Raw genomic sequence first — 22076 nt, 5'->3', positions numbered from 1 at the left:
AAGGGGTCGCCAATCGAAAAAAGGCAGGCTAGACTTGTCGTTGTTCAAGGCCAATTGATGTTCAATATGCATTTGGTCAAAAAAATCGAAGGACAGGAGCAAGCTGTTGCTGCGTAAAGGAATATTGCCAATTTTGTTTGCGGTGGTGATTTCGTTCGCCGGGACAAGACTGGTGGCCTGTGCCGGACCGGCATGGCCAAGCGATGAAGAACGCAGATTTCTGGACGCTTACCGCACCAGCGTGACCGCTGGCGCCAGCGAAGAACAGTTTGCCCATGCCGACAAGCTTTACGTCGAAGCACTTCAGGTCCTGTCGGAAACTTATGTCGAGCAAATTGATCGCGTGGCGTTTGTCGATAACAGCATTGCGATGTTGGGCGACCTTGAAACCGATGACACATCGCCGATCGGTGTGGTTGGTGCGGTGCTTGATGACAGTCTGCATGACCTTGATCCGCACAGTGCGTATATGACCGACGATATGTTCCGTCGCCTTCAGGAAAGTACAGAAGGCAGCTTTGCCGGTGTCGGGATCGTCATTGCCCTTGATGATGAAAAGCGCATCCGGATTGTCTCGCCGATTGATGATACACCTGCGGCACGCGCCGGTTTGCGTCCGGATGACCGGATTACCCACATTGATGGCTACCAGATGGTCGGCGAACCGATTTCAGAGGCCGTGCGTCGGATGCGTGGCCGGGTCGGGGATCCGGTGACCCTGACCATCCAGCGTGTCGAAGACAGTTTTGATGTCACGGTAAAGCGTGCCCGGATTGAGGTGCCCTCGGTCACGGCAAGTATCATTGATCAGGATATCGGTTATATCCGGGTGTCGCGGTTTGATGCGACCACACTCGACCAGACTCAGGAATATTTGCGGGAACTCGAAGACCGGATCGCATCGCCACGCGGCATTATTGTCGATTTGCGCCGTAATCCGGGTGGGCTTCTCGATAGTGCGGCAGATATCGCCGATCAGTTCCTGACAGAAGGTCTGATCGTTGCCACCGAAGGACGCGGTGAGCGCAAACTGAGGAGCTACGAAGCCGACCGGTCCGATTTCTTTGAGAAAGTGCCGATGGCAATCCTGCTTGATCGTGGTTCGGCATCCGGTGCAGAGCTGATGGCAGCGGCCCTCCGTGAAAACGGTCGCGGCATCATCATCGGAGAGCGGTCCTTTGGCAAAGGGTCGATGCAGCGCATCATGCCGCTGACTTCGGGCGGCGGGCTTAAAATCACCACCGGTTACTACACCACACCTGAGAACCACATTGTGCAGGGCCATGGTGTGATCCCGGATATCGAAATTACGCTTGCTGATGCCGAGGAATTCGAACGCGAGATTGATCTTGAGCACGCACTGCCTTCGCGCCGTCGCGATCCGCGTCAGTCATTGGCAACCCTTGAGGCCACCAGCTGCGAGCAGGATATCGAGATCGAACGCCTTGGCAAATCGAGCCGCGAGAATCTAGAGGAAAATCTGGCAGACGGTGAGGGTGAGAAACCCCTTCGCGATTCCGTTCTTGAATGCGCGGTGGGCTATTTCGATAAAGGCCCGCTGGCAAACTACCGCAATCAGATGGAGCCGCTGCTGCGCGCAGGTCTCTGATCGGTATCGCCTGATATCGTATCAAAAAAGCGCGACCTTAACGGGTCGCGCTTTTTGTTTTGTCGGTCTGATGCCAGGCGGCAGTTTAACCGCGTGCCAGCAAATCAATCAGGCTTGAGGTGTCCCAACGGTTGCCGCCGCGTTCCTGCACCTGGGCATAGAACTGGTCAACCAGGGCCGTGACCGGTAAACGGGCGCCATTGCGTTTGGATTCTTCAAGGCAAATGCCCAAATCCTTGCGCATCCAGTCAACGGCAAAGCCGAAATCAAACTTGTTCTCGACCATGGTGCTGCCGCGGTTTTCCATCTGCCAACTGCCAGCGGCACCCTTGGAAATAACATCGAGGACCTTTTCCATATCAAGGCCGGCCTTAACGCCGAAATTGACACCTTCGGAAAGGCCCTGAACCAGACCGGCGATGCAAATCTGGTTGACCATTTTGGTCAGTTGGCCGGAACCGCTTTCACCCATCAGCTTGCAAGATTTGGCAAAGGCATCAATGACCGGGGCAGCGCGATCAAACGCATCCTGATCGCCGCCACACATGACGGTCAGAACGCCATTCTCGGCACCTGCCTGACCACCGGAAACCGGGGCATCGATGAATGAAATGCCCATATCCTTGGCCGCAGCAGAAAGTTCGCGCGCGACATCGGCCGATGCGGTGGTGTTGTCGATCAGGACAGATCCCTTGTCCATACCGGCGAACATCCCGCCGTCGCCCAGCATGACGCTGCGCAGATCGTCATCATTGCCGACACAGGAAAAGACGAATTCCGCACCCTTTGCTGCCTCGGCCGGGGTGGGGGCGGACGATCCGCCAAATTCGGACACCCATTTTTCTGCTTTGGCTGAAGTACGGTTGTAAACGGTAACGTCGTGACCTGCTTTTTGCAGGTGACCGGCCATCGGATATCCCATGACACCCAGACCGATAAATGCACATTTTGCCATTGTTTGCCTCCCGAAGGTTTATATGCCTCCAGTAAAGGTTGCAGCGCGGGCAATGTCAATGAACGCAAATGTTACCACGACAATGTTTTCACCATCCGGAAGACCAGAGATTGAGCGATCTGGTCAATCCTCATCAAGTTCCTCGGCGACGCTGTGAATGATCCGGCGGTCATATACAAGGATTTCCGGCCGTTTTCCGGGGTATTCAAACTTCGACAGATAGAACCGGATGGCGTTGATGCGCGCACGTTTCTTGTCATCTGACTTCACGATCACCCACGGGCTGTCGGTGGTGGAGGTATGAAAGAACATGTCGCGTTTGGCCTCGGTATAGGAATCCCAAAGGTTCTGGGAGGCCAGATCAACCGGGCTGAGTTTCCATTGTTTGAGCGGATCGCTTTGGCGTTGTTTAAAGCGCCGTGCCTGTTCTTTTTTGCTGACCGAGAAATAGAACTTGGTCATGTGGATGCCGGATCGGATCAGCATGCGTTCAAGTTCGGGTACGGATTGCAAAAACTCGCTGACGTCAAACATGCTGCAAAAGCCCATCACACGTTCGACCATCGCACGGTTATACCAGGACCGGTCAAACAGTGCGATCTCACCGCCACTGGGCAGATGTTCGATATAGCGTTGGAAATACCATTGCGTCAATTCGCGGTCGTTGGGTTTGCCAAGGGCGACAATCCGGGCACCACGCGGATTAAGATGTTCGGTAAAACGTTTGATCGTGCCGCCCTTGCCAGCGGCATCGCGCCCTTCAAAAATGATCAGCGATTTGAGGTTTTCCGCCTTGATCCAGTTTTGCAGTTTCAAAAGCTCGATATGAAGCGGGGCAATCAGTTCCAGATATTGCTTACCCTGCATCTTCTTTGCCCGCGCCTTCGGGTTCAGGTCGATATCGGGTGGAAGCTGATCTTCCGCAATGTTGCGCAGGTTCTGGCTGGTTGTTTTATTCGGGCCCGAAGGATGGTCGTCAATCCGTTCCATGGTCAGGTTTTCGGAGTCCAGCAAGAAGTGGTCCTTTGCCTCAGTATCAAGTTTCGAAAGGGCATCTGTGCGGTTGGCCGCAGATCGGCTTTTACCCGTGCGCCGTGTTGCGTCACCGAGCACGTCATTACTGTCCTGCTTGGCTGTTTTCACGGTTTTCTTTGACGTTTTCTTTTCCGAGGTCATGCGCCCGATTCCGCCGGTTGTGGTCAGATGTAACCATAACTTTGCGGGATTATTGAACTCATCGCAATGCAATGGATCAAATTACGACCTGTTGCGCGATCTATGAACATGACGCACGAAAAAGCCCGGTCAATGTGAGGGCATTGACCAGGCCAAGGGTGGGGTGTGCGGTGGCACGAAGGGTGTGGATCTGTCTTGCGCTGTGTTCCGTGGGGGCGGGGTAATGCAGGACAGATCCCGTGCAGGGTTATCGCAGCGGGAAAGACTGCCGGTATTCTTCTTCGGCCTGGGCACGGGTGATCCCGATGTCCGCAAGCTGCTGATCTGACATTCTGAGCAACATCCGACGTTCTTCACGAACCGCAAGCAACCGTGCAAAGCGGTTTGAAAGATCATTGAGGCGGCTAACAAGGGTGGTAATGAACTTACGGATACTTGCTTTGGGCGGGCGCTCCACGGCAGACGGAGCAGGGCTAAGTGAATAAGCCATCATTCTCTCCATGAGTTAATATTGCTAATGCAATGTTTGCTGTTGAAGCCATATTGCGGCTATCTTTGGAGCGCGACAAACGAGTATTTCTGATCAAACGGATTAGGAATTCTAATTCATGATGTTGGAGTAATATCCATGCGGCTTCCGCCTTTGCAGTCCGTGCGCGCCTTTGATGCCGCTGCCCGCCATCTGAGCTTCACCAAGGCGGCCGAGGAGCTGTTTGTCACTCAGGGCGCCATCAGCCAGCAGGTCCGCCAGCTTGAGGAATATCTTGGTTTCAAGCTGTTTCATCGGTTGCCGCGTCAGATCCATCTGACCGAAGAGGGCGCGCAACTGGCCCAGGCAACCACAGCAGGCTTTTCATGCATTGCCGAGGAGATCGAACGCCTGACCACGATTGAGGAAGCCGGTGTGGTGACGGTCAGTGTGTTGCAAAGTTTTGCGGTGAAATGGCTGGTGCCGCGTCTCGGGCATTTCCGCGATGCGTTTCCCGATATTGATGTGCGCATTCATGCCGATGACCGGCTTGTCAATTTACGGACCGAGGGCATTGATCTGGCGGTTCGGTTCGGCAGTGGCAATTATCCGGGGCTGGTGTGCGAAATGTTGATGCGTGACGAGTCTTTCCCGGTGTGCAGCCCGGCCTATCTTGCCGCCAATCCCGAACTGAAAGAACCGGCCGATGTCGCCGGGCACCAATTGCTTCATGATGCCACCACCTTTATGGATCACCCGCATGCCGCCGACTGGGAATTCTGGCTCAACGGTGTCGGTGCAGAAGGTGTTGATGTCAGCCGCGGTCTTCGGTTTAACTCCGGCGACATGGTCATTCAGGCCGCCCTGATGGGGCAGGGGATTGCCATGGCGCGCACAAGTCTGGCCGCCCTTGATCTGGCGGCGGGCAATCTGGTGCGACCGTTTGCGCAAAGCGTTGCCTCAAGCGGGGCCTATTATCTGGTGTATCCGGAGGAGCACCTGAGACGGCCGCGCGTAAAGGCATTTGTAAGCTGGCTTAAAAATGAAGTGGCTGAGACCTTGCGCGAAATTGATCCCGATGAGGCGGACGCCCCTGTCGAGGGCTGAGTTCAGATTAACCCAAGGTCACGCAATTCGTCGGCCATGTCATCGGGCAGGGCGTCAGTGCCGCCGCCCTGTTTTTCATCTGGCGGGCATTTATCATCGGGGAAATAGCGCCATCCCTGAAAAGCGCGGTGCGGGTAGGGACGGGTGGCGATCAATTCGTCGTCCAGCACGATGCGGCAATATTTCGTGCCTTCTTCATTGACGTATTCTTCAAGATCAATGACCTGCTGGCGGCAGCGCACCGCCCCCTTGATCACCCAATAAATTGATCCGCCATCAAGAATCTCTGCCTTGCGTTTTGGCGTCATGCGTGTGGTGTGGAAAATGCGCCCGTGCATGGCCTGAAAATAGGTCTGCCATTCCTTCAGGCTTTCGGGGCTTTCTGTGCCGACGCTCAGTTTGATGATGTTCAAAGGCATATCAGGAAGGTTTCTTGTGCGGTGGTGTTCAATGACTGATGAGGTAGAACCCGTACGCCGAGCGGTCAATAGTGGATTATTAAAACACAAAAATAAGTGTAATATATGATATTTCACAAAAAAACTTGACCAATAAGGGGTAATCAGCCAAATTCTGGTGCAGAAAAGGTCCGATACAGGACCAAACCCGAGAGATTTACAGGCTGAGAGAACCGAATGTCCCTGCAAGTTGTCACGGCAAACCGTCTGGAAGACGGGTTGGTGGTGTTCCTGACCAGCGATGGTAGCTGGAGCGAAAACATCAACGATGCCCGCATCGCTGACGGCAAAGAGGCCGCAGATGCGCTTTTGGCTGAAGCCAGTGCACCCGAACTCGATATCGTGATTGTTGGGCCTTATCTGATTGATGTCGAACAGCAGGGCGCGGATATCGTGCCGACAAAATACCGCGAAGTTCTGCGCACCAAAGGTCCGAGTGTCCGCGAAGACCTCGGCTATCAGGCGGTATAAGGAGAGCCCCATGTATCGTTATGACGATTTTGACCGCCAGCTTGTCCATGAACGGACTGAACAGTTCCGCGAACAGGTAAAACGCCGCCTTGCCGGTGACATTACCGAGGAACAGTTCCGTCCGCTGCGTCTGATGAACGGTGTGTATCTGCAGCTGCACGCCTATATGCTGCGCGTTGCCGTTCCGTACGGCACGCTGCGCGCTGATCAGCTGCGCCAGCTTGGCATGATTGCGCGGGTCTATGACAAGGGCTATGGCCATTTCACCACCCGCCAGAACATCCAGTATAACTGGCCGAAGCTTGATGAAATCCCTGATGCGTTGCTCGACCTTGCGAAGGTCGAAATGCATGCGATCCAGACATCAGGCAACTGCATTCGTAACACCACGACCGACCAGTATGCTGGTGCTGCGGCCGATGAAATCGAAGATCCGCGCCCCTATTGCGAACTGATTCGTCAGTGGTCGACTTTCCATCCGGAATTCACCTATCTGCCGCGCAAGTTCAAGATCGCCGTGACCGGATCGCCAAATGACCGTGCCGCGGTCAAGGTCCATGATATCGGTCTTCGCATGCATCAGAACGATGCGGGTGAAACCGGCTTTGAAGTCATGGTTGGCGGTGGCCTTGGTCGTACGCCGTTTGTCGGCAAGACCATCCGCGAGTTTATTGGCAAGAACGATTTGTTCTCCTATCTAGAAGCCATCCTGCGCGTTTACAACCGCTTTGGCCGTCGTGATAACAAGTACAAGGCGCGTATCAAGATCCTCGTTCACGAGGAAGGCATTGATAAAATCCGCGAGCTCGTCGAAGAGGAATGGTCCCAGATCAAGGACGGGTCGCTGCGCGTTGATGATGCGGAAATCGCCCATTACATCGAACAGTTCGCCCCGCCGGCGTTTGAAGCCCTTTCTGACGACGATGCCGATTTCGAACGTCACAAGGCGGAAAACCGTCGTTTCGCCAACTGGGTGCGTTCGAACGTCATCGAACATAAACAGCCGGGCTATGCGATTGCCAACGTATCGCTGAAACCGATTGGCGGCATTCCGGGCGATGCGACCGATACCCAGATGGAACTGGTTGCCGATCTTTCGGAAAAATACAGCTTTGGCGATGTGCGTGTGACCCACGAACAGAACCTCGTTCTGCCGCACGTCAAAAAGGCCGACCTTTTCGCGGTTTGGAGCGAACTGGACAAGGCTGACCTTGGTACCGCCAACCTTGGCTATGTCACCGATATCATTTCCTGCCCGGGCCTTGATTATTGCGCCTTGGCAACCGCGCGTTCGATCCCGCTGTCACAGCGGATTTCCGAACGTTTCGGGGATCTCGATCGTCAACATGACATTGGCGAACTCAAGATCAAGATTTCCGGTTGCATCAATGCCTGCGGGCATCACCATGTTGGTCATATCGGTATTCTTGGCCTCGATAAGCGCGGCAAGGAGTTCTATCAGATCACGCTTGGTGGTGACGCCAGCCAGGATGCCTCGATCGGCAAGATCGCCGGTGCCGGTTTCTCCGAAGCCGAAGTGGTCGATGCGATCGAAAGCCTTGTGACCAAATATATTGATATCCGCGAAAGCGGCGAACGTTTCATCGACACCTACCGTCGTGTCGGCATGGATCCGTTCAAGGAGGTGCTTTATGGCGATCGTTAAGAATGACAGCGTGATCGAACAGGAATGGATCACGGTTGACGCCGAAGGCGACCTTCCGGCAAGTGACGAAAACCTGATTGTGCCGCTCGCCCGTTTCAAGGAAGAACGTGACAGCCTTCTGGGCCGCAATGGCGGTCTGGGTGTGCAGTTGAACCCGGGCGATGCGCCCGAAGATCTGGCAGATGATCTTGATCGTCTGTCGATCATCACGGTCAATTTCCCGGCCTACACCGATGGCCGCGGATATTCCTATGGCCGGGTGTTGCGTGAACGCATGGGCTTCACCGGCGAACTTCGCGCGGTTGGCGATGTCCTGCGTGACCAGATCCTTTACATGCACCGCTGTGGTTTTGACGCCTATGACCTTAAGGTCGAAGGCGAAGTCGCCCTGAATAAGGTGCGTGCCGCACTTAAGGAAATGTCGGTCTATTATCAGCCGACCGGTGATGGCCGCGTCACGGCACAATCTTTGCGCGAACGTCGTCGCGCCGCTTTGAAGTAAACGGCGAAAAGCATCCGGCCTTCGACCATTGTCGAATAAGCCTGAGCCATTCAATCAAGGGTCCCCGAACAGGGGGCCCTTTTTCTTTTTCCACATGGCTCAATACATTGGAAAGTCTCTAAGAAGATAGATTACATGATTGATTTAATGATAATCTTTCTCCGAATCAAACGTATATATAAGATTATTCTTGAGTTTTATGCTTATACACAAGGTGTCCTCATAATGAATAGGCCAATATCACCTAACGCATAGTGACGTAATCACGCGTATATCACGTAATGATTGTAAAAATATAATATGATGAATGAGGTGACAGAGTAATTGGGAGAACCTCGTTTATGTCGGTTTTTAATCGTCTCAAAATTTCAACAAAAGTATATGGCGGCTTTGGCGTTGTGCTGGTTTTGCTCGTGCTTGCCTCTCTCTGGTCGGAGTTCTCGATAAGCAGTGTCGGGGATGACTTCGTGCGGTATCGCCATATCGCATTGCAGTCCAACCAAGCAGGCAGGGTGCAGGCCAACCTGCTTGAAGCACGCGTCTCGGTTAAACACTATCTGCTGACAGGAGACAGTGCTGCGGCAGACAATGTCGATGAGCGTCTGGCGACAGCAATAAAGTTGAATGACGAACTTGTTGCCCTGCTTGATGAACCGCAAATGATTGAAACGGCGCAATCTGCCGGGGCAAACCTGATCATCTATCGCGATACCTTCGACAAGGTTGCGTCACTGCCCGTGGGGGATCCGGCGCGTGATCAGCTGGTGGCTGATACACTCGATGAAGTTGGCCCGGTGGTTGCCGAAAATCTCGAAGACCTGAAACTGTCGGTCAAGGCGGAACAGGATCAAATCGGCCCGCGGGCGACCAAGGCGGCGTCACAGGCGGTGATCGTTACCGCCATTGTCGGCGGTGTGGCGGTGATCCTTGGTGGTTTTGCCGCATGGATTATTGGTACGGGTATTTCGCGTCCGATCCGTCAGATCACCGAGGTCATGAAGGAACTGGCCGGTGGCAACAAGCAGATTGATATTCCAGGCCAGGATCGCCGCGATGAAATCGGAGATATGTCCAAGGCGGTGCTGGTCTTCAAGGAAAACATGATAAAGGCTGAACAGCTCGCAGCGGAAGAAGCCGAGGCCGTCAAACGTCGCGAAAAAAGGGCCGCGAAAATTAACGAGCTGACCGCCAGCTTTGATCAGGACATGTCGGTTATCCTTAAAACCTTGGCCTCTGCCGCGACCGAGATGCAGTCAACCGCAACCGGCATGAGCAGCACGGCCGAGGAAACAAGTCGTCAGTCGGGCATCGTTGCTGCTGCGGCCGAACAGGCATCGACCAACGTTCAAACCGTTGCCAGCGCGACTGAACAACTCAGCGCCTCGATTGCTGAAATCACCCAGCAGGTCAGCCAGTCATCGACGGTTGCCAATCGCGCGGTCGAAGATGCCGAGAAAACCAACATCCAGATCCGTGGCCTTGCCGAGGCCGCGCAAAAGATCGGTGATGTGGTCGGTCTGATCAGCGACATCGCCGAACAAACCAACCTGCTGGCCCTTAATGCCACCATCGAGGCAGCCCGTGCGGGCGATGCCGGCAAAGGCTTTGCCGTTGTCGCGGCAGAGGTCAAAAACCTTGCAACCGCGACGTCACGCGCGACCGAGGACATCACCAACCAGATCACCGGTATTCAGAATGAAACCGATGGGGCGGTGACGGCGATTGGCACGATTTCTTCCACCATCACAGAAATCAGCGAAATATCAGCTGCCATCGCAAGTGCCGTCGAAGAACAGGGGGCGGCAACCCTTGAAATCACCCGTAACGTTCAGGAAGCTTCCGTCGGTACGACCGAGGTAACATCGAACATCGTCAGTGTGAATGAGGCGGCCGGGTCCACCGGCGCTGCTGCCGAACAGGTGCTGAGTGCCGCGTCAGAATTGTCGCGGGAGTCTGAAAGCCTGCGCCACAAGGTTGAAGCATTCCTGAGCGCGGTACGTGCTGTGTGATCCTATACATTCGAACATTGCAAATATGTTCTGACTGAGGGGCACTCGTTAGAGTGCCCCTTTTTCTGTCTGCATGGCGGGCAGAAAACTTTAGAAAGTTGTTATTTTAGGGTTACTTGAATTGTGCTGCCCGTGAAATTGAGCATCAGCACCATATTAATCTTTGGCAATAGGGCTACGTATAGTTTTCGCCAAAAGGGTAGCGTCAGGTCGCAATATCCTGTATGCAATTAATAGCTGTTTATGTTGGTCTTTGAGACAACCTTTAAGGTTTTAGTCGACTGTTCTTTGCGTGAAGACAGCGGCCCGGAAGGGGATCTCTGACCGACATCCGTACTTTTCGATGTGTGCCATCTTTTGGGCAAAGAAGGTGGTTCTAATCACAGGCAGCCGTTCTCTTGATCAAGCGAGGTGGCCGGAACCATAGATGACTACTGTATCGGGACTTGCACATGCGGTTGACGGATGCGTGATTACGCGGGATTTCGCCCGCTATGACCGTGCCTATCACGACAAAGTACAAAGATATAACGATCATCTTGGTGCCATGGCCGGGATATTGCGCCGGTTCAGCGAATATAGCCGCACCATGCTTGCGTCCCAGCAGCTCTATATCTACGCCAAGTGGCTTGCACGGTACACGGCCTATTGGCCGCGGCTCGATGATCTTGTAACGCGCCTTGAAAGCAGCTTTGCCGAAACCGATCAAAGTTACGTTGCGCGCCAATCATCGATCGATGGATCGTGGGGCTGGCAATATACCGAGTTTCATCACAAGTTTGATGCGACCATTGTGCGTCTGCATGAACTGGCAACGGAAAAACGCGCACCGCGCTACCCGCTTCATTTTCTGGAGCCGGTATCAACCATCCCGAAAATGCGCGCCTATCTCGAAGATCTTCTGGTGTCGGATATTGCCGCAACCGGGCGCAACAAGCGTGATGAACTGGGCTCGGTCCTGTGCTGTCTGGCGCAGTTATGCTTCAAGCCGCGCCTGCGCAATTTTGCCCGCGAACATGTGCGCGGGATCGCGCTTGATGATGCCTATATCAAGGCCTTCACCGATTTCCTTGACGACATTCAAAACCCGGAAACCGGTTACTGGGGGCCATGGTATTCATCGGATGGTAAAACCCATCGCTATGATGATCTGAGTTTTACGTTCCACATTGTGTCCTATCGCAAAGGGGATGTTCGCCATTGGCCAAGCCTGATCCGCACGACCCTTGAGCGGCGGGGTGAAGAATATCCGGTTGGCTGGCGGAGCCGCGGTAATTTCAACAACCACAACAATTATGATGTCGCGAAGATATTTCGTCATGGCTGGTCACATATGACACCAGCCCAGCGTGATTTCGCAGCAAGGCAGCTTGACGAGATGTTGGGCTGGTGTCTGACGCATTCGATGCGCAAGGATGGCAGTTTTGTCTTTGACGAACATTTTTATAATTCGCTTGAGTCCTGTCACTATTTCGGCGTTTCGTTTCTTGATGAGGTCGGCTATTTCCGGCCGCGCAAACGGTTCTGGACGGACCGGAAATTCCCCGAGGCCAGCCGTGTGCAGCACCATGTGATAGCCCGGCTCAATGAGTTTTGCCCGCAAAATCCAAGCGTCATCGCCGCGAAATGGAAGGCTGGAACGGATCTGAACCTTGCCGCGAAACAGCCGGTATCGGCGGCAGAAACAGAACATCTTTCAAGGCGGCAACGGCACAAGTTCCTTGTCAGTGCCGATACATCTGCAAGCTCTTTCAAAAACGATTGATGCCTCGCTTTTCCAACCGTGACGGATCAAACCCAAAATGGCGTTGCAGCAGCAGTATTTTATTGGTGGGTCGATTCTGCGCCATATCCTGAGCATGGCTTCGACAAGCATGCTTGCACTTGTTGCGATGGTGGCTGTCGATGCGCTTGATCTGTTTTTCCTGAGCCTTCTGGGTGACGTCGATATTGTTGCCGCACTTGGCTTTGCCTGGCCGTTGATATTTTTCACGCTGGCGATATCGCTTGGGGTGTCGACATCGATGACGGCATTGGTGGCACGGGCCGAAGGGCTTGGCGACCGTGACCGCGCGCGTGTGATGGCAACGCATATTCTGCTTTTCGGTGTCGGTCTTTCGGTTCTGATGACGGTGGCGATTTGGTGGGGGGCGCCAACGATGCTGGCAGCACTTGGCGCATCAGGCCGCGTCCATGCGCTTGGTACAAGTTATCTTCAGATCGTCATGCTGTGCCTGCCCATTCTGGTGCTTAGCATGGCATCCGGTGCGCTTTTACGGGTGATCGGTGCCAAACAGCGGTCGATGTGGGCCAAGGTCGCAGGGGCGGTCACCAATGGCGTGCTTGATCCGATATTTATCTTTGGTTTTGGCTGGGGTGTGGAAGGTGCCGCCTGGGCCACCGTGATATCGCGCGTCGTGATTATGGTGATTGCGTTTTATGGCGTGCGCAATGTGCATAACATGCTGGGCCGCTTTGATCGTGCTGTATTCGCGCAAGATGTTCGCGAAATTGCCAGGGTCACCGTGCCGGTCGGGCTGGCCAAAACCGGCCCGCCAATTGCCAGCGGCTTTATCATGGCATCAATGGCAAACTTTGGCTCAGATGCCGTCGCGGCAATGGCGATCATCGAACGCATCGCCCCATTTGCTTTTGTCGGTTACATGGCCTTGCCCCAAGCTATCGGGCCGATCTTTGGGCAGAACTTTTCCGCCAAACGTACGGATCGGGTGCGGGCCATCTGGCATTCGGTCTGGGGGCTGATTGTTGTCTATGGTCTGGTGGTGTCGGGGCTGTTGTTTGTTTTGTCTGACCAATTGGCTGAGCTGTTTCGCACCACACCGGAAACTGCAAACCTGCTGGGCCTGTTTTGTACGGCGATTGCGCCGCTTTACATGTTCCTGGGGCTGCAGTTTTCATCCCATACCTTCTTTAACGTCACCGGGCGGCCTAATCTTGCGATGCTTGCCGATCTTGCCAAGGAGTTTCTCGGCGTGATCCCGCTCGTCTGGTCGGGCAGCATCTATTTCGGGGCCGTCGGGGTTTTGTGGGGGCAGGTCGCAGGGATTGTGTTGTTTGGTGCCTTGACCGGCATCGTCAGCTACAGGCTGGCGTGCCAGAAACCTCGTTCAGACCAATTGTTGCAATCGGGGACACACAAGCCCGTGGTTGGGGGCGGGAGCGCAGGGTGATTTGCGATCAGAAAGATCAGCCTTGTTTCTGATCGCGGGCATTAAGCGTCATCAAAAGACACGGGCCCTTGGCGGTTTCATATTCCCGCCCGGCAACAAAACCAATGGACTCATAACACCGAATAGCACGTTCGTTTTCCGGATCGGGGTCTATCCCGATCATGGGCGCGCCACGTTCAAACAATTGGCGTGTCAGCATCTTTAGGAACATTTGTCCATGCCCGCAGCCCATCATGTCTGGCACGCCAATAAAGGCGTCTAGACAACGGGTTTGTTCCGGCAGGGGATCAAAATGCGCCTGTGGCCATTGATGGGCGTCGTAATGCTGGACAAAGGCAAACGGCCGATTGCGGTACGACACAATCAGGGTCGCCATTTCGGCCAGTTCGACATCTTCGGAAATCAGTTCAAGCTGTTCGGCCGGTTCGCCCCACCAGCGGATAACTTCGGGCACATGCAGCCAGCGGCCAATCATCGGCAGATCATTTGGGGTGGCCCGTCTGAAGCTGTATTTTGACGGGCCCATCCATTAGTCCCCGGTCGTTGATCTTTTTGCTGCCAAGGCCAGATTGACCTTTGATGCGCTTGATTTTGCTATCTGATCACAAATCCAGCTTCCTGTCTCGGCAAGCTTTTCAAGATCGATACCGGTTTTGATGCCAAGCCCGTTCAGCATATAGACAACATCCTCGGTCGCGACATTGCCACTGGCCCCTTTGGCATAGGGGCAGCCACCAAGACCGGCGACGGAACTGTCAATTACGGCCACACCCATTTGCAGCACAGCAAGCAAATTGGCGAGTGCCTGACCATAGGTGTCATGGAAGTGGGCGGCGAGCTTTTCGGTCGGTACATGTTTGGCAACAGCGGCGATCATCGCCTGTGCCTTGGCGGGCGTCCCGGTGCCGATGGTATCGCCCAGACTGATTTCGTAACAGCCCATGTCATAAAGCGCCTTTGCGACCTCGGCGACCTTTTCAGGCGCAATGTTGCCTTCATAGGGGCAGCCCAGCACGCAGGAAACATATCCGCGTACTGCAAGACCTGCCTCGCGTGCCGCGTCGGCCACCGGGCGGAAGCGATCAAGGCTTTCTGCGATGGAGCAATTTATGTTCTTTTGCGAGAAACTTTCCGATGCCGCGCCAAATACCGCAACCTCGGTCGCGCCCGCGGCAATCGCGGCCTCAAGGCCCTTCATGTTCGGGGCCAGAACAGGGTATGTCACACCGGGCTTACGGGTGATCTGGGTCATGACATCTGGCGCATCTGCCATTTGTGGCACCCATTTCGGGCTGACAAAGGCGGTGGCCTCGATCACCGATAAACCGGCATCATTCAGGCGATGGATCAGCTCGACCTTGGTTGCAGTCGGGACCATCGCCTTTTCGTTCTGAAGCCCGTCGCGCGGACCGACTTCGACAATCTTGACGTGACTTGGCAGATCGGAAATCAGGGCCATTATTCGGCCTCCTCAATCGCGATCAGTTCAGCGCCATCATCGACCTGATCGCCCACACCAAAGAACACTTCCTTGATCGTGCCGGTGACGGGGGCAGAAATGGTGTGTTCCATTTTCATCGCTTCCATGACGACAAGCTTGTCACCCGCTGTGACCGATTGACCGGCCTTTGCCATCACAGCGATGATCTTGCCCGGCATCGGTGCGGTCAGACCGCCACCCGTGCCTTCGTTGCCACCGGCCGCGGCCAGCGGGTCAAAGATGTCTAGACGGTCCGAGCGACCATCACGGAAAATCATCAGACGATTACCGTCACGAAGCACCGACGCGCGTTTGCGGACGTTATTCAGGCTGGCAACGATGGCGCCATTTTCATCATGCTCGGCACTGGCGATGATAGCGCTACCATCAGGCATATCGATGACATATCCCTGATTACGGTAATGCACCTTGACCAGCAGGTCCGATCCATCATGACGCAGGATCAGGTCATGGTGGTTGTCGTCATTCAGCCGGAAACCAGCCGTGCTGTGCCATGGCGAATAGGGATCGTTGCTTTGCGCGGCATAACGGGCGGCCTCCGCATCGCGGGTCAGCAGAATATCAAGGGCGGCGAATGCCAGCGCCTCGTTATCGGGCGTGGTAGGGGCGGGGATCAGATCATCCTGATAGTTCGGGATGAAACCGGTTTCGACTTCGCCCCGCTCAAAGGCCGGATGGCGGGCGATATTGCCAAGGAAACCGGTGTTGGTGGTGACACCAACAATCTGAACATCGTTTAATGCGGTCGCCATGCGGCGCAAGGCCGATGTGCGATCCACGTCCCAGGTGATCAGCTTGGCGATCATCGGGTCATAATGGATGGAAACTTCGCCGCCTTCATATACGCCGGTATCAACGCGCACATGATCGGTTTCGTGTGGCATACGCATGTGAACAAGTTTGCCGGTTGCCGGCAGGAAGTCGTTCTGCGGGTCTTCGGCATAGATGCGGACTTCAAAGGCATGACCGTTGATCGATAGCTCTTCCTGCGCCTTTGGCAGTTTTTCGCCATCGGCCACCCGCAATTGCCATTCCACAAGGTCTTCGCCGGTGATTTTTTCCGTCACCGGATGTTCGACCTGAAGGCGGGTGTTCATTTCCATGAAATAGAACGCACCCGACGCGTCCAGCAGAAATTCAACTGTTCCTGCGCCCTGATAGCCAATTGCCTTGGCGGCATCGACCGCGGCCTTGCCCATCTGGGCACGGAGGTCCTCGGTCATACCCGGTGCAGGGGCCTCTTCAATCACCTTTTGGTGGCGGCGCTGCAATGAGCAATCGCGTTCAAACAGATAGACCGCATTGCCATGGCTGTCGGCAAAGACCTGAATTTCGACATGGCGCGGTTTGACGATCAGTTTTTCAATCAGGCAATGGTCATCGCCAAAGCTGCTTGCAGCTTCGCGTTTGCAGCTGATCAGCGCGTCCTTGAAATCGGATGGCTTTTCAACCGCACGCATGCCCTTTCCGCCACCCCCGGCGGATGCTTTGATCAATACCGGATAACCGATCTTGTCGGCCTCAGCCGCTAGAAGGTCAGGGTCCTGATCTTCGCCGTGATAACCCGGCACCAGCGGGACACCGGCCTTGCCCATGATTTTCTTGGCTTCGGATTTCGATCCCATGGCGCGGATGGCACTGGCTGGCGGGCCGACAAAGACACAGCCGGCCTTTTCCAGCGCATCGGCAAACCCGGCGTTTTCCGACAGGAAGCCATAGCCCGGATGAACCGCATCAGCGCCCGATTGCGCGATGACTTCAAGCAACCGGTCGGTGCGCAAGTAGCTGTCCTTGGGGGCAGGCGCGCCAATGTGATAGGCCTCGTCGGCGTGTTTGACATGCAGGGCATTGGCGTCGGCATCGGAATAAACGGCGACCGTGGCAATTCCCATGCGACGGGCGGTCTTGATCACGCGGCAGGCGATCTCACCGCGGTTGGCGATCAGAAGTTTGCGCGGCATGTTATTTCTTGCTCCAGTTCGCAGGACGTTTTTCCAGAAAGGCACCGACACCTTCGCGGCCCTCGTCGCTTGCGCGTTGATCGGCAATGCGTTGGGCCGTGTCATCAATCACGGCATCTGAAATCGGCTTGTTGGCGACCGCGTAAATCAGGTTCTTGGCGGCATGCATTGCGTCTGGCCCATTGGCCAGAAGGAGTTTTGCCATTTCCTGCCCGCGGGCAGCCAAATCATCGGTTGAGGTGATCTCATGCACCAGCCCGATCTGCTGGGCGGTTTGGGCATCAAATCGCTCGGCGGTCAGGAAATAACGCCGCGCCTGATTGACCCCGATGGCCTCAACCACATAGGGCGAAATCACCGCCGGGATCAGGCCCAGCTTGACCTCGGACAGGCAGAAGCTGGCGCGATCGGACGCAATCACGATGTCACAACATGCTGCCAGACCAACGCCGCCACCAAAGGCTGCCCCGTTGATAAGTGCGATGGTCGGTTTCGAGGCAAAATTCAAAACCTTCATCAGTTTGGCAAGGGCGCGGGAATCAGCAAGGTTTTCCGCATGGCTATAGCCCGCCATACGCTTCATCCAATTCAGGTCCGCCCCGGCCGAAAAGCTTTTGCCAGCCCCGGTCAGAATGATCACCCGAACAGCCGGATCGGCATCAAGGGCCTCGATCTTGGCGGTCAGGTCAGCGATCAGGACATCATCAAAGGCATTGTGAATTTTGGGCCGGTTCAAGGTGATGGTCGCAACGCCATTGGTAGCGATTTCACACAGGGCGGCATCAGAAATGTTATCTGTGTTTACATTGCTCATGACGGCCTCACATTCTGAACACGCCAAACCGGGTTTCTTCGACCGGTTTGTTGAGTGCAGCAGACAGGCCAAGGCCAAGCACCATGCGGGTGTCAGCAGGGTCAATCACGCCATCATCCCAAAGGCGGGCGGACGCGTAATAGGGGTGGCCTTGTTCCTCGTATTGATCGCGGATCGGGGCCTTAAACGCCTCTTGCTCGGCTTCTGGCCAGTTTTCACCGCGCTTTTCGGCGGCATCGGCGCGAATTTGCGTCAGAACGTTCGCTGCCTGTTCACCGCCCATGACGGAAATACGGGCATTTGGCCACATCCAAAGGAAGCGCGGGCTGTACGCACGGCCACACATGCCATAGTTACCAGCACCAAAGGACCCACCGATCAGGACGGTGAATTTCGGTACATTTGCCGTGGCAACGGCGGTTACAAGTTTCGCACCGTCCTTGGCAATGCCGCCGCTTTCATATTTGCGGCCAATCATGAAGCCGGTGATGTTTTGCAGGAACACCAGCGGAATGCCGCGTTGTGCGCAAAGTTCGATGAAATGCGCACCCTTAAGCGCACTTTCGGAAAAGAGGATACCGTTATTGGCAATGATACCGACCGGATAGCCAAAGATGCGGGCAAAGCCGGTGACCAACGTCGTGCCGTACTGTGCCTTGAACTCATCAAAGTCGGAGCCATCAACGATGCGCGCGATGATTTCACGCACGTCATAGGGTTTTTTGGTGTCGGTCGGGACAACGCCATAAATCTCACGCGGGTCATAGGCCGGGACGCGCGGCTCGGTCAAAGTCAGGCCGGGGTTCTTGGTCCAGTTCAGGTTCTTGACGATATCGCGCGCAATCGAAAGCGCATGACTGTCATCCTGGGCATAATGATCAGTTACACCGGACGTTTTGCAATGAACATCGGCCCCGCCAAGATCCTCGGCCGAGACGACTTCACCGGTCGCCGCCTTCACCAGCGGCGGACCGCCGAGGAAGATCGTGCCTTGTTTGCGGACAATAATGCTTTCATCCGACATTGCAGGGACGTAGGCACCACCCGCCGTGCAGGACCCCATGACAACCGCGATTTGCGGGATGCCCTTGGACGACATGGTCGCCTGGTTAAAGAAGATGCGCCCGAAATGGTCGCGATCGGGGAACACGTCATCCTGACGGGGTAGGTTGGCCCCGCCGCTATCGACCAGATAGATGCAGGGCAGGTTGTTTTCGAGTGCGATTTCCTGTGCGCGAAGATGCTTCTTCACGGTCATCGGGTAGTAGGAACCACCCTTGACCGTGGCATCATTGGCGACAATCACGCATTCAACGCCTGAAACACGGCCAATGCCGGTAATGATGCCGGCTGCCGGAACGTCTTCATCGCCATACATGCCATGTGCGGCAAGCTGCGAGAGTTCCAGAAACGGGGAGCCGACATCAAGAAGCTGGCGAATACGTTCACGCGGCAAAAGTTTGCCTCGCCCGGTATGACGATCACGGGCGCGTTCACCGCCGCCCAGTTTGACCGCAGCGATTTGATCGCGCAAATCCGCAACCAGCTTTTCCATATGTTCGGCATTGTTGCGGAATTCTTCGGAACGGGCGTTCACCGCAGATTTCAGTACCGTCATCGTCCGTTTTCACCGTTTTTTTGTTATGGGCAAATCGGCCCGCGTGCAGGGTGTTTATGGCTGTTGTTATCGGTGAAGTTTACGTAAACGTCAATATTAAATCGGTATTTCAGTACCGAAATTAACTATATGCTATCAAATCACCCATAGCGTTGAGCGCATATGGGTTGTTTGCAGATGACCACTGGTCGCCATAAAATCGCAGCCGATCCTTATTTTGATCGATCTTGTCTTGGGAATGCGGGCGAAAAAATAATGTCATACCGGACTTTGATCTGTTTGGTTTTTTGTTCATGTGTTGCTGTGGTTTTCGGACAAAGGTCCGCGCATGCGCAAGATGCGCTTTATGAAATTCATTGGCTTAAGGCCGATGTGCCGCCGATTGGTATTGGTAGTGGACCGTTGGCCGGCAAGGGGCTTCATGGCGGGATCCTTGATATATTGTTCGGTGCGTCGCTTGATCCCGACATGGTGAAGGGGCATGCCAATATGGCGCGGTTGTTTGCCTTGATGAAAACGGGAAACTACTGCGTGCCGGGACTGATCCGGACCGCTGAGCGCGAAGAGGTTGTATATTTTTCCAAGCAGCCAAGCGCGGTTCTTGAGAGCAGTCACCTAGTGTATTCCCCAGACAACCGAAAGCTCCATGAGGCGATTGATGACAAGGTCTCGCTGGCCCAGCTGCTTGACGCGGGCTTTGTTGTCGGAATCGGGGCGGGCATTTCGTATGGCGAAGAAACAGACAGTATCATCCAGCGCTATTCAAACTCAGACAGCGTTGTTCGACATCCTACGCCCAATTTCCTGGCGCCGATGTTGTCGATGATTGAAATGAAACGTGTGGATTTTTCGCTGGCACCACCCTGGGCGTTGACGTGGTTTCTGGTCAATCAAAAGAACGGCCTTGGTGGTGATAGCACCCCGATGATCGTCACCCATCCATTCAGCGAAGCATCAGAAAAAATCAACTACCACGTGGTTTGCACCAAGAATGATTGGGGCAAGAAAGCGGTCACCATGATCGATGAAGTGCTAGCACGAGATGACATCCGTCAAGCTCTTGCACGCAATGCGCAAACCTGGTTGTCCACCACGAAAGTGCAAGAAAAAGTCGTTAAGTAGAAAGGCTGATCTGCACCTTCCAGAAGAGCTTGTTCTGCATTCAACGGCGACGTTTGACGGTGCTACTGACCGGGGTTGTCTGTTGTGCTACCAAGTGTGAGCTTGCGCAGTGAAATCCACTGGGCGAGTTGATCGATGCGGTCATTCCCGAAGAAAGGTTCGTCCTCGTAGAAGAAGAAGGGCGATCCAAAGGCGCCCATCTTGATCGCGTCCTCGGTAACAGCGCGGACATGGTCTTTCCATTTCTGGGATTCGACGGCGGCACGCATTTCGGATGCATTGATGGAATGGCGGGTTGCGGCGGCAAAAACATTTTCCGGGTTGGACATATCAAGCCCGTCGGCAAAATAGCCGCGATAGATGTCCTTGGCGAACTTGCGCGCCAACATCGGAGATCGCGATTCCAGCCAGTAATAGGCCCGGGTCGGAACCAGTGCCGCGTAGGGGAAGTTATTGGGGATTTGGAACGGAATGTTTTGCAGGCGTGCGCAGCGTTCCATGTCGTGACGGAAATAAGTTCCGCGGATCGGCTGATCCAGAAGCGGGCTTTGTCCTGTCTGTTTGAAGGCAGCCCCAATCATGAAGGGGCGCCAGACGACCGTGACGCCATGGCGTTTTTCGAAGTCTTCCATCCGCTCGGCGGCAAGGTAGCCGTAAGGTGACGAGAAATCGAAGTAGAAGCTGACTTCAGACATGTTCCTGCACCCGTTATCCGTTTTGTTTTAACCAACAACTTTTCCAGCAGATCTGATGTCTGCTTTGATGGATGCGATTTTGATCTATTAAGTTGTTGCGAATCAACAAAAAAAGAAAATCAGGGAATGACGATGCCGGGCCGGACTTTTACTTCTTCCATCACGACATATGTATGAGTCTGACCGACACCCTGAACAGAAGACAGCCGTTCAAGGAACTCGCGATAGGCATACATGTCCTCGACGCGCAGTTTTGCAAGATAGTCAAAACCACCTGCGACCATATGGCATTCTTCGATTTCAGGGAGCTTCTTGATCGCAGCGGCGAATACGTCAAAGACGTCGGGTGTGGTACGATCAAGAGTGATTTCAACGAAGACCACAAGTGACTGGTTAAGCTTGCGCGGGTCCAGTGTTGCCATGTAGCCGGTGATAAAGCCGTTTTGCTCGAGGCGGCGCACGCGTTCCAGACAGGGTGTCGGGCTCAGATTGACCCGGCGTGATAGCTCCACATTGGACATGCGGCCATCGTTCTGAAGTTCGCGAAGGATCTGTTTGTCGATCTTGTCCAGGCTCTTGTGGTTCTTCTGCATTTTAAGCGTCCAGCCAGTATTTGTGACTATGCGAATGTAAAAATCGTGGATGATATATCGTATTTTAGCCAAAAATGGCAGCACATTTTTCGGATGAAATAATATTGTCTGTCGCCATAGAGGTGCAAAAGGCCCCGAAGCGCCTGAAATAATGTGCGT

General features: G+C 54.5%; 20 protein-coding genes. 9 read left to right on the top strand and 11 right to left on the bottom strand.

What is annotated here, in order from left to right; genetic code table 11:
• Nucleotides 1–106: 106 nt before the first annotated feature.
• Nucleotides 107–1609: a S41 family peptidase gene (locus WBY09_RS13435; protein WP_252724093.1), complete on the top strand. Its 1503-nt coding sequence runs from the start codon at nt 107–109 to the stop codon at nt 1607–1609.
• Nucleotides 1610–1694: 85 nt separating this feature from the next.
• On the opposite strand, the gene WBY09_RS13430 is transcribed toward WBY09_RS13435, so the two are convergent.
• The 3 genes from WBY09_RS13430 to WBY09_RS13420 form a co-directional block, all read right to left on the bottom strand.
• Nucleotides 1695–2564 carry an NAD(P)-dependent oxidoreductase gene (locus WBY09_RS13430; RefSeq protein WP_336232989.1) on the bottom strand — a complete coding sequence of 290 codons (870 nt, stop codon included), beginning with the start codon at nt 2562–2564 and terminating at the stop codon, nt 1695–1697.
• A 123-nt stretch (nt 2565–2687) separates the two neighbouring features.
• Nucleotides 2688–3740 (bottom strand): polyphosphate kinase 2, encoded by a 1053-nt coding sequence (gene ppk2, locus WBY09_RS13425; RefSeq protein WP_286792256.1) that lies wholly within the window; start codon nt 3738–3740, stop codon nt 2688–2690.
• A gap of 247 nt (nt 3741–3987) precedes the next feature.
• Nucleotides 3988–4230, bottom strand: a complete 243-nt coding sequence (locus WBY09_RS13420; RefSeq protein ID WP_286792257.1) for a DUF1127 domain-containing protein — start codon at nt 4228–4230, stop codon at nt 3988–3990.
• 138 nt (nt 4231–4368) lie between these two features.
• Here WBY09_RS13420 and gcvA point away from each other — a divergent pair, with 138 nt between their 5' ends.
• A complete protein-coding gene (gene gcvA / locus WBY09_RS13415) occupies nt 4369–5316 on the top strand; it encodes a transcriptional regulator GcvA (RefSeq protein ID WP_336232988.1) in 948 nt (315 codons plus the stop codon).
• 2 nt (nt 5317–5318) lie between these two features.
• Here the strand turns inward: gcvA and WBY09_RS13410 are convergent, their stop codons facing one another.
• Nucleotides 5319–5735 (bottom strand): DUF1489 family protein, encoded by a 417-nt coding sequence (locus WBY09_RS13410; RefSeq protein WP_008890565.1) that lies wholly within the window; start codon nt 5733–5735, stop codon nt 5319–5321.
• A gap of 216 nt (nt 5736–5951) precedes the next feature.
• Here WBY09_RS13410 and WBY09_RS13405 point away from each other — a divergent pair, with 216 nt between their 5' ends.
• From WBY09_RS13405 to WBY09_RS13380, 6 genes are all read left to right on the top strand, one after another.
• Nucleotides 5952–6245: a DUF2849 domain-containing protein gene (locus WBY09_RS13405; protein WP_008890566.1), complete on the top strand. Its 294-nt coding sequence runs from the start codon at nt 5952–5954 to the stop codon at nt 6243–6245.
• A gap of 10 nt (nt 6246–6255) precedes the next feature.
• Entirely contained in the window at nt 6256–7911 is a 1656-nt protein-coding gene (locus WBY09_RS13400; protein WP_336232987.1) for a nitrite/sulfite reductase, read from the top strand.
• The gene (locus tag WBY09_RS13395) at nt 7898–8413 is read left to right on the top strand and encodes a DUF934 domain-containing protein (protein WP_336232986.1); all 516 of its coding nucleotides are present in this window, start codon (nt 7898–7900) and stop codon (nt 8411–8413) included. Before WBY09_RS13400 ends, WBY09_RS13395 begins: the two co-directional genes overlap by 14 nt.
• Before the next feature lie 341 nt (nt 8414–8754).
• The gene (locus WBY09_RS13390) at nt 8755–10422 is read left to right on the top strand and encodes a methyl-accepting chemotaxis protein (protein ID WP_336232985.1); all 1668 of its coding nucleotides are present in this window, start codon (nt 8755–8757) and stop codon (nt 10420–10422) included.
• Between the two features lie 427 nt (nt 10423–10849).
• Nucleotides 10850–12187, top strand: a complete 1338-nt coding sequence (locus WBY09_RS13385) for a hypothetical protein (protein ID WP_336232984.1) — start codon at nt 10850–10852, stop codon at nt 12185–12187.
• Nucleotides 12188–12224: 37 nt separating this feature from the next.
• On the top strand, nt 12225–13613 hold the full coding sequence (locus WBY09_RS13380; protein WP_336232983.1) for an MATE family efflux transporter: 1389 nt from the start codon (nt 12225–12227) through the stop codon (nt 13611–13613).
• A 16-nt stretch (nt 13614–13629) separates the two neighbouring features.
• Here WBY09_RS13380 and WBY09_RS13375 read toward each other — a convergent pair whose 3' ends face one another.
• The 5 genes from WBY09_RS13375 to WBY09_RS13355 are packed head-to-tail and all read right to left on the bottom strand — an operon-like array spanning nt 13630 to nt 19507.
• Nucleotides 13630–14139: a GNAT family N-acetyltransferase gene (locus WBY09_RS13375; protein WP_286792264.1), complete on the bottom strand. Its 510-nt coding sequence runs from the start codon at nt 14137–14139 to the stop codon at nt 13630–13632.
• A gap of 3 nt (nt 14140–14142) precedes the next feature.
• Nucleotides 14143–15072: a hydroxymethylglutaryl-CoA lyase gene (locus WBY09_RS13370; RefSeq protein ID WP_336232980.1), complete on the bottom strand. Its 930-nt coding sequence runs from the start codon at nt 15070–15072 to the stop codon at nt 14143–14145.
• Nucleotides 15072–17075, bottom strand: coding sequence for an acetyl/propionyl/methylcrotonyl-CoA carboxylase subunit alpha (locus tag WBY09_RS13365; protein WP_336232979.1), 2004 nt, complete (start codon nt 17073–17075; stop codon nt 15072–15074). The genes WBY09_RS13370 and WBY09_RS13365 overlap by 1 nt, the downstream gene beginning before the upstream one ends.
• A gap of 1 nt (nt 17076) precedes the next feature.
• Complete coding sequence (locus tag WBY09_RS13360) at nt 17077–17889, bottom strand: enoyl-CoA hydratase/isomerase family protein (protein WP_336232978.1); 813 nt, start codon at nt 17887–17889, stop codon at nt 17077–17079.
• A 7-nt stretch (nt 17890–17896) separates the two neighbouring features.
• The gene (locus WBY09_RS13355; RefSeq protein WP_336232977.1) at nt 17897–19507 is read right to left on the bottom strand and encodes a carboxyl transferase domain-containing protein; all 1611 of its coding nucleotides are present in this window, start codon (nt 19505–19507) and stop codon (nt 17897–17899) included.
• 468 nt (nt 19508–19975) lie between these two features.
• On the opposite strand from WBY09_RS13355, the gene WBY09_RS13350 reads away from it, so the two are divergent.
• Nucleotides 19976–20629, top strand: coding sequence for a hypothetical protein (locus tag WBY09_RS13350; protein WP_336232976.1), 654 nt, complete (start codon nt 19976–19978; stop codon nt 20627–20629).
• Nucleotides 20630–20691: 62 nt separating this feature from the next.
• Here WBY09_RS13350 and WBY09_RS13345 read toward each other — a convergent pair whose 3' ends face one another.
• Both WBY09_RS13345 and WBY09_RS13340 read right to left on the bottom strand, forming a co-directional pair.
• The gene (locus WBY09_RS13345) at nt 20692–21324 is read right to left on the bottom strand and encodes a 2-hydroxychromene-2-carboxylate isomerase (protein WP_336232975.1); all 633 of its coding nucleotides are present in this window, start codon (nt 21322–21324) and stop codon (nt 20692–20694) included.
• A 119-nt stretch (nt 21325–21443) separates the two neighbouring features.
• On the bottom strand, nt 21444–21917 hold the full coding sequence (locus WBY09_RS13340; RefSeq protein ID WP_008890579.1) for an Lrp/AsnC ligand binding domain-containing protein: 474 nt from the start codon (nt 21915–21917) through the stop codon (nt 21444–21446).
• Nucleotides 21918–22076: the final 159 nt, after the last annotated feature.

Source organism: Thalassospira sp. CH_XMU1458, from assembly GCF_037027205.1.
In the GTDB taxonomy this organism is placed as follows: Bacteria; Pseudomonadota; Alphaproteobacteria; order Rhodospirillales; family Thalassospiraceae; genus Thalassospira; species Thalassospira tepidiphila.
This window is presented reverse-complemented; position numbering and strand designations above follow the sequence as displayed.

Excerpts from the sequence above, each read along its gene's own strand:
- WBY09_RS13340 (WP_008890579.1), bottom strand. The coding sequence starts at position 21,917 with ATGCAGAAGAACCACAAGAGCCTGGACAAGATCGACAAACAGATCCTT.
- WBY09_RS13400 (WP_336232987.1), top strand. The coding sequence starts at position 6,256 with ATGTATCGTTATGACGATTTTGACCGCCAGCTTGTCCATGAACGGACT.
- WBY09_RS13420 (WP_286792257.1), bottom strand. The coding sequence starts at position 4,230 with ATGGCTTATTCACTTAGCCCTGCTCCGTCTGCCGTGGAGCGCCCGCCC.
- ppk2 (WP_286792256.1), bottom strand. The coding sequence starts at position 3,740 with ATGACCTCGGAAAAGAAAACGTCAAAGAAAACCGTGAAAACAGCCAAG.
- gcvA (WP_336232988.1), top strand. The coding sequence starts at position 4,369 with ATGCGGCTTCCGCCTTTGCAGTCCGTGCGCGCCTTTGATGCCGCTGCC.
- WBY09_RS13410 (WP_008890565.1), bottom strand. The coding sequence starts at position 5,735 with ATGCCTTTGAACATCATCAAACTGAGCGTCGGCACAGAAAGCCCCGAA.
- WBY09_RS13355 (WP_336232977.1), bottom strand. The coding sequence starts at position 19,507 with ATGACGGTACTGAAATCTGCGGTGAACGCCCGTTCCGAAGAATTCCGC.
- WBY09_RS13395 (WP_336232986.1), top strand. The coding sequence starts at position 7,898 with ATGGCGATCGTTAAGAATGACAGCGTGATCGAACAGGAATGGATCACG.
- WBY09_RS13380 (WP_336232983.1), top strand. The coding sequence starts at position 12,225 with ATGGCGTTGCAGCAGCAGTATTTTATTGGTGGGTCGATTCTGCGCCAT.
- WBY09_RS13430 (WP_336232989.1), bottom strand. The coding sequence starts at position 2,564 with ATGGCAAAATGTGCATTTATCGGTCTGGGTGTCATGGGATATCCGATG.
- WBY09_RS13405 (WP_008890566.1), top strand. The coding sequence starts at position 5,952 with ATGTCCCTGCAAGTTGTCACGGCAAACCGTCTGGAAGACGGGTTGGTG.
- WBY09_RS13350 (WP_336232976.1), top strand. The coding sequence starts at position 19,976 with ATGGTGAAGGGGCATGCCAATATGGCGCGGTTGTTTGCCTTGATGAAA.
- WBY09_RS13390 (WP_336232985.1), top strand. The coding sequence starts at position 8,755 with ATGTCGGTTTTTAATCGTCTCAAAATTTCAACAAAAGTATATGGCGGC.
- WBY09_RS13375 (WP_286792264.1), bottom strand. The coding sequence starts at position 14,139 with ATGGGCCCGTCAAAATACAGCTTCAGACGGGCCACCCCAAATGATCTG.
- WBY09_RS13365 (WP_336232979.1), bottom strand. The coding sequence starts at position 17,075 with ATGCCGCGCAAACTTCTGATCGCCAACCGCGGTGAGATCGCCTGCCGC.
- WBY09_RS13385 (WP_336232984.1), top strand. The coding sequence starts at position 10,850 with ATGACTACTGTATCGGGACTTGCACATGCGGTTGACGGATGCGTGATT.
- WBY09_RS13360 (WP_336232978.1), bottom strand. The coding sequence starts at position 17,889 with ATGAGCAATGTAAACACAGATAACATTTCTGATGCCGCCCTGTGTGAA.
- WBY09_RS13370 (WP_336232980.1), bottom strand. The coding sequence starts at position 15,072 with ATGGCCCTGATTTCCGATCTGCCAAGTCACGTCAAGATTGTCGAAGTC.
- WBY09_RS13345 (WP_336232975.1), bottom strand. The coding sequence starts at position 21,324 with ATGTCTGAAGTCAGCTTCTACTTCGATTTCTCGTCACCTTACGGCTAC.